This window comes from Phenylobacterium sp. (genome assembly GCF_036263695.1).
Lineage (GTDB): Bacteria > Pseudomonadota > Alphaproteobacteria > Caulobacterales > Caulobacteraceae > Phenylobacterium.
On the sequence record NZ_DATAGM010000277.1, the window covers coordinates 1 to 6,618 of the forward strand.

8 protein-coding genes are annotated in these 6,618 nt (G+C 70.7%); 4 read left to right on the plus strand and 4 right to left on the minus strand.

The features are described from left to right. Positions 1-833: MFS transporter (locus VHK87_RS11170; RefSeq protein ID WP_329634972.1), on the minus strand; the 833-nt coding region annotated here is incomplete at its 3' end. A gap of 98 nt (positions 834-931) precedes the next feature. After that, positions 932-2,389, minus strand: a complete 1,458-nt coding sequence (locus VHK87_RS11175; RefSeq protein WP_329634973.1) for an MFS transporter — start codon at positions 2,387-2,389, stop codon at positions 932-934. 106 nt (positions 2,390-2,495) lie between these two features. Here VHK87_RS11175 and VHK87_RS11180 point away from each other — a divergent pair, with 106 nt between their 5' ends. From VHK87_RS11180 to VHK87_RS11195, 4 genes are all read left to right on the plus strand, one after another. Then, positions 2,496-3,128 carry a glutathione S-transferase family protein gene (locus VHK87_RS11180; protein ID WP_329634974.1) on the plus strand — a complete coding sequence of 211 codons (633 nt, stop codon included), beginning with the start codon at positions 2,496-2,498 and terminating at the stop codon, positions 3,126-3,128. An 87-nt stretch (positions 3,129-3,215) separates the two neighbouring features. Continuing rightward, complete coding sequence (gene ada, locus VHK87_RS11185; RefSeq protein WP_329634975.1) at positions 3,216-4,271, plus strand: bifunctional DNA-binding transcriptional regulator/O6-methylguanine-DNA methyltransferase Ada; 1,056 nt, start codon at positions 3,216-3,218, stop codon at positions 4,269-4,271. Beyond that, on the plus strand, positions 4,268-5,002 hold the full coding sequence (locus tag VHK87_RS11190) for a 2OG-Fe(II) oxygenase (RefSeq protein ID WP_414694143.1): 735 nt from the start codon (positions 4,268-4,270) through the stop codon (positions 5,000-5,002). The genes ada and VHK87_RS11190 overlap by 4 nt, the downstream gene beginning before the upstream one ends. Positions 5,003-5,097: 95 nt before the next feature. Continuing rightward, on the plus strand, positions 5,098-6,024 hold the full coding sequence (locus VHK87_RS11195; protein WP_329634976.1) for a DUF3667 domain-containing protein: 927 nt from the start codon (positions 5,098-5,100) through the stop codon (positions 6,022-6,024). A 4-nt stretch (positions 6,025-6,028) separates the two neighbouring features. Here the strand turns inward: VHK87_RS11195 and VHK87_RS11200 are convergent, their stop codons facing one another. Both VHK87_RS11200 and VHK87_RS11205 read right to left on the minus strand, forming a co-directional pair. After that, on the minus strand, positions 6,029-6,250 hold the full coding sequence (locus tag VHK87_RS11200) for a hypothetical protein (RefSeq protein WP_329634977.1): 222 nt from the start codon (positions 6,248-6,250) through the stop codon (positions 6,029-6,031). A gap of 52 nt (positions 6,251-6,302) precedes the next feature. Further along, on the minus strand, positions 6,303-6,618 hold a 316-nt coding region (locus VHK87_RS11205), incomplete at its 5' end, for a hypothetical protein (protein ID WP_329634978.1).

Sequence of the window (6,618 nt, forward strand, 5' to 3'; positions counted from 1 at the left end):
GTGCCGATCGCTCCGAAGAAGCCGATCAGCAGGCCAGTGATCTGCGAGGCCTGCAGGATGCCCAGGTCATGGCTGCGCATGAAGAAGGAGTTGGTGAACTGGCCGACGCCGTAGCCCACGAAGGAGGCGACGGCGCCGCCCAGCGCGGCGAACCAGAAGCTCGGTTTCTTCAGCAGGGCCGAAAAGCCCTGCGCGAAGTTCGGCGTCTCGCCTGCCGCCGCAGCGCGGGGCGGCTCCTTCACGGTCAGCTTCACCAGGATCGCCAGGATCAGGCCCGGCAGGCCCAGCGCCAGGAAGGCCCCGCGCCAACCCATCGCCTCGGCGATGAACCCGCCGCCGATGGCGGCCAGCATCGAGCCCAGCGGCACGCCGAGCGAATAGATGGAGACCGCGGTGGCCCGCTTGTCCTCGGGGAAGTAGTCGCCGATCACCGACTGGGCCGGCGGGGTGCAGCCGGCCTCGCCGATCGAGACGCCGATCCGGGCGAGCAGCAGGGTGACGTAGCTGTTGGCGACGCCGCACAGCGCCGTCATGCCGCTCCAGAGCGCCACGCAGACCGCCAGGATGGTCATCCGGTTCTTGCGCTCGGCCAGGCGGGCGATGGGTATGCCGAGCAGGGTGTAGAGGATGGCGAAGGTCGGCCCGCCGAGCAGGCCGAGCTGGGTGTCGGTGAGGTTGAACTCGGCCCGGATCGGCTCCTGCACGATCGAGACCAGCACCCGGTCGATGAAGTTGAAGGTGTAGACCACCACCAAGGCGAACAGCACCCAGGCGCGGTAGGCCTTGGTGCCGTAGCCCTGGAAGGCCCCCGGCGCGGCCGCAGCGTCCGTCATGAGAAGCGTTCCCCCTTAGATTCCTTGGTGTTCTTCGGGAACAGCCTAGCCGCACCGGCGATCGGTGGAAATGGGGGCGCCGAGGCGCCCCGCACGTCCTAGCTGACGGTGTCCTCGCGGATCGTCTTACGGGCGATCCAGAAGAAGGCGAAGGCGATGACGCCGAACAGGGTCGAGACGATCAGCGCCCACCGGACGCCTTCGCCCACATGCTCGGCGCAGGCCGCGCGGGTGGCCACCGCCGCGCCTTCAGTCAGGGCGCGGCAGGCGTCCACCGACAGGCCCACCTCGTTCAGGCGGAAGTTGGCGACCGCGTCCGACAGGGCGCCCACCGCCACCGGGCCGAGGCCCAGGCCAATCAGGTTGATGATGAACAGCAGGATGGCCGACGTGGTGGCCCGCATCTGCGGCTGCACAATGCTCTGGGCGGTGCCGTAGACGGGGCCGTACCAGATGGTGCCCAGGAGGCCGTTGATCACCAGGATGCAGAGCGCCAGCGCCGCCGAATCCACGGTCACCGCGGTGATGTAGACCGGGATGGTGATCAGCGAGGCGATGGCCGGGGCCACCATGTAGGCGCGCAGGTCCTTGGCCCCGAACTTGTCGGCCAGCCAGCCGCCCAGCAGGGAGCCGACGGCCCCCGCGGTGCCGCTCATCAGGCCGAGCGCCAGGCTGAGGAAGCCCAGGGACTGCAGATTGAAGCCGAGCTGGGCGCCGAAGAAGCTGGCCAGGTTCGCGACCTCCTCGGTGTGGTTGCGCAGGAAGAAGGAGGCGGTGAACGGGGCGTGGCCGTAGCCGATAAAGGCCTTGATGGCCGCCGCGAAGGCGATGAACCAGAAGGTGCGCTTCGTCGACAGCACCTTCATCGTCTCCCCGAAGCTCGGCTGGGCCGCCTGGGTGCGCTTGAATTCGGCGGAGAGGTGCTTGCGCGGCTCCTTCAGGGTGAAGATGGCGAGCAGGGCGAACAGGATTCCGGGGACGCCGGCCACGAAGAACGCGGCGCGCCAGCCGTAGGCGTCGGCGATCAGTCCGCCCATGATCAGGCCGATGAGGCCGCCCAGCGGCGTGCCCATGGAATAGAAGGCCAGCGCCGAGGCCCGCTTCTCCTTCGGCACATAGTCGCTGATCAGGCTGTGGGCCGGCGGCGTGCAGCCGGCCTCGCCGACGCCGACCCCGATCCGGAACATCACCAGCTGCCAGAAGTTCTGCGCAATCCCGCAAAGCGCCGTCATGCCGCTCCAGACCGCGACCGCCGTGCCGATGATGATCGGCCGGTTCTTGCGCTCGGCGAGCCGGGCGATCGGCACCCCGAGTACGGTGTAGAAGATCGCGAACGCCAGGCCGCCCATCAGCCCGATCTGGGTGTCGGAGAGGTTCAGGTCGTTCTTGATCGGCTCGGCCAGGATGTTGACCACCTGCCGGTCCAGGAAGTTGACCATGTAGATGGCGAGCAGCAGGCCCATGGCGTACCGGCGGTACCCCGGAGGCTGAGGAAGGATCCCTGTGTCGTACGCCCCCGCGGCTGCGCCGGGCCCCCCCGTGGCTACGCTGCTCATCAACATCCTCCCTGGTGGCGGTTTTGCTTTTATGGCCCGCACTCTAGACGGGCTTGGCGGCGGTTCGGCAAGAGACGAACGCGCAAGATGAAGGGGAGCTGAACACGTGGAACTGGTGATCGGGACCAAGCGGTGGTCCACCTGGTCGATGCGGCCGTGGCTGGCGATCAAGCGGACGGGCCTGCCGTTCACCGAGACGCTGGTCGCCCTGCGCCAGGAGGAGAACCGCACCCGCGAGGCCATCCTGCCGCACTCGCCCTCGGGTCTGGTGCCGGCGCTGAAGGACGGGGAGGTGACGGTCTGGGATTCCCTAGCGATCTGCGAATACCTGGCGGAGAAGGCGCCGCAGCTCTGGCCGGCGGACCCTGAGGCCCGGGCCCTGGCCCGCAGCGCCGCGGCCGAGATGCACTCCGGCTTCCTGGCGCTTCGGCAGGAATGCCCGATGGCCCTGGACGAGCCGCCCCGGCGGCACGAACTCACGGACGCAGCGCAGGCGAACGTGCGCCGCATCGTCGAGCTGTGGCGGGACATGCTCGGCCGGTTCGGCGGGCCCTTCCTGGCCGGCGAGTGGTCGATCGCCGACGCCTTCTACACGCCCGTCGCCACGCGCTTCCGCACCTATCAGGTTGACCTGGGCGAACTCGGCGACGCGGACGGGGCTGCGGCGGCCTACGCCGAGCGCCTGCTCACGGCTCCGGAGTATCTGGAGTGGAAGAGGGCTGCGCTGGCCGAGACCTGAGCCCATCTAATTCGATAGCAAGGCGCGGAGTTTTCCGCGCTTAGGTCAGGGGTACCCATGCGCTCCAGGAGATCCAAGGAGCCAGACATGCTGACCGCCACACCGATTGACGATCGCCGCTGGGCCGCCGTGGTCTCCCGCGACCGCACAGCCGACGGCGAATTCTTCTATTCCGTGCGCACGACGGGGGTCTATTGCCGCCCCTCCTGCGCCGCCCGCCAGCCCCGGCGCGAGAACGTCGCCTTCCACGAGACCACCGCCGAGGCCGAGGCGGCGGGCTTCCGCGCTTGCCGCCGCTGCCGGCCCAACGAGGCCCCGCTGGCCGAGCGCTACGCCGAGGCGATCACCGCCGCCTGCCGCGCCATCGAGGCGGCCGAGACGCCGCCGACGCTTGGCGAACTCGCCAGGGGCGCGGCCTTGAGCCCCTACCACTTCCACCGGCTGTTCAAGGCTGCCACGGGCGTGACGCCCAAGGCCTACGCGGCCGCCCACCGCGACCGCCGGCTGCGCGAGGAACTGGCCGCCGATGCGCCGGTGACGGCGGCCATCTACGAGGCCGGCTTCGGCTCCAGCAGCCGGTTCTACGAGCGCTCGGACGCGGTGCTCGGCATGACGGCCAGGCGCTACCGCCGCGGCGGCGAGACGGCCCAGATCCGGTTCGCTGTCGGCGAGTGCTCGCTGGGCGCGATCCTGGTGGCGGCGACCGACAAGGGCGTCTGCGCCATCCTGCTGGGCGATGACCCGGATCGGCTGGTGCGCGACCTACAGGACCGCTTCTCACGGGCCGAGCTGATGGGCGGCGACGCCGATTTCGAGGCGCTCGTGGCTCAGGTCGTGGGGCTGGTGGAGCGGCCGGCCGCCTCCGTCGACCTGCCGCTGGACGTGCGCGGCACCGCCTTCCAGCAGCGGGTCTGGCAGGCGCTGCGCGAAATCCGGGCCGGCGAGACGGCGAGCTATGCGCAGATCGCGGCGCGGATCGGCGCGCCGAAGGCCGTGCGCGCCGTCGCCCAGGCCTGCGCCGCCAACAACCTAGCGATCGCCATCCCCTGCCACAGGGTGGTGCGCACCGACGGGGCGCTCTCCGGCTATGCCTGGGGCGTTGAGCGCAAGCGCGCGCTGCTTGAGCGCGAGGCGGCGGCGTGAGCGCGCCGGCGACCCTGCCGCCCGCCACGCTGGCCGACCGCATAGCCGCCTGCGACTGGGCCGGCGCTGAAGGCGAGCTCGACGCCTTCGGCTGCGCCCGGCTCCCGAGCCTGCTGACGCGGCAGGAGTGCGCCGAGGTGGCTGGCCTCTATGCGGATGCGGGCCGCTTCCGCAGCCGGGTGGTGATGAGCCGCCACGGCTTCGGGCGGGGCGAGTACCAGTATTTCGCCTATCCGCTGCCGCCGCTCGTCGAAGCGCTGCGGACCGGCCTCTATCCGCATCTCGCGCCGGTCGCGAACCGTTGGAACGCAGCCATGGGCTTGCCGGCGACATATCCGGCCGCGCACGCCGACTACCTCGGCCGCTGCCACGCCGCCGGCCAGTCCCGGCCGACGCCGCTGCTGCTGAAGTACGAGGCCGGCGACTACAACTGCCTGCACCAGGACCTCTACGGCGAGCACGTCTTCCCGCTGCAGGTCGCCGTGCTGCTGTCACAGCCCGAGCGCGACTTCACTGGGGGCGAGTTCGTGCTGACCGAGCAGCGGCCGCGCATGCAGTCGCGAGCCGAGGTGGTCCCGCTGGCCCAGGGCGACGGCGTGGTCTTCGCCGTCAACCACCGGCCCGTGGCCGGCGGCCGCGGGACCTACCGCGTCAACATGCGCCATGGGGTGAGCCGGCTGCGCTCAGGCCGCCGGTTCACCCTGGGCGTCATCTTCCACGACGCGGCGTGACGCGGCGGTAGAGGCGCCCAGGCCCTCGACATCGGGCGGGCGGACGCGCCAAGATTCGGCCGCGCAGCCGAGGGGGCTGTAGGGATTTGCGCGCAATGACCGCTACCGCCGACACCGTTGCGTCCGCCGCCGACCCGGCGCCGGCGCATGAGGCGCCGCCGGCCTGCCGGAACTGCGGGGCGCAGCTCGGCGGCAAGTACTGCCAGGACTGCGGCCAGCAGGCGCACCTGCACGGCCGGCTGGTCGACCTGCTGGGAGAGATGTTCGAGGGGGTGGCTCACTTCGACGGGCGGCTGTGGCGGACGCTGCCGCTGCTGGCCTTGCGGCCCGGCGAGCTGTCGCGCCGGTGGAAGGCGGGCGAGCGGGCCAGGTTCGTGCCGCCGCTGCACGTCTTCCTGTTCGCCGTCTTTCTGGTGTTCACCCTGCCGTACGTGACCGGATCGGCGTCGGAGCCGCTCACCGAGCCGGAGCGGGGGCAGGCGCGGGCGCGGGTGGCGGCGGAGATAGCCGAGCGGTCCGGCCAGACGGGCATCGTCGTGCCCGCCGAGGGCCAGCAGCTCGAGCTCGGCGAGCTCGAGGGCACCGCTATGGGCAAGCTGCACGAGAAGAGCGTCGTCAAGCTCGATACGCCGGAGGAGCGGGCCTACTTCCGCACCAAGTACATGGCCATGGCCTATAAGCTGGCCTGGGTGCTGGCGCCGCTCTCGATGCTGATCCTGGCGCTGCTGATGGCGTTCCGGCGCGGCTACACCCTCTACGACCACGGGGTCGTCAGCCTCTACGGCCTGGGCTTCTTCGGCCTGATGGTCGCATTCGGCATGTTGCTGCCGGAGCCGGTCGGCGGCTGGTGGGGCGACCTGCTGGCCATCGTGCTGCCGCTGCACGCGATGGCGCACCTGAAGGGCGCCTACGGCCTGTCGTGGACCGGCGCCTCGCTGCGCAGCGTGGCGCTGGGCGGGCTGAGCCTCATCGCCTTCGCGCTCTTCATGACCGCGGTGTTCGCGATCACCGCGGCGCTCTGAGCCGCTACTTCGTCCCGCTCGCGGCGGCGGCGGGCGGGGCTTCCTCGACGGCCTCGGAGGCGCTCTCGCCCTGCTGGGCGGCCTCGGAGGCGGCCTGGCGGCCGGGCTCGGACTGGACGACGGCCTCGACCGGGGCGTTGACGCGGGACTCGCGGGCGAACTGCTTCTGGCCGGACTGGCAGGCGACCAGGGGCAGGGCGGCCAGGATGAGGATCACGGGGCGCATGGCGGCTCCTTTCGGAGCAGGAACGCCGGGCTGCGCCGTTCGTGCCCTCAGGTCAGTGAGCGGCTTCGCCGGTCTCAATGTAGCGAACGCCGGAGTCCTTGCGCGAGAGCAGGGAGAAGACGCTGGCCGCGGTGGTCTTCCCCAGCTGCGGCTGGGCGGCGCGGACCATGGCCGGCAAGGTCTTGCGCAGCGGGCCGGCGGAGGCTGGGCTGGTCACCTGCACCATCCAGGTCTGGCGGGCCTTGGAGTCCTTGGCGTAGCGGCTGGCGTCGTAGGCGGAGAGCGCCAGGTGGTTCTCGTCCTGGTCATTATCGGCCTCGCCGTAGCTGACGAAGATCAGCACATCGGCGGCCTTGGGATCGTCGACG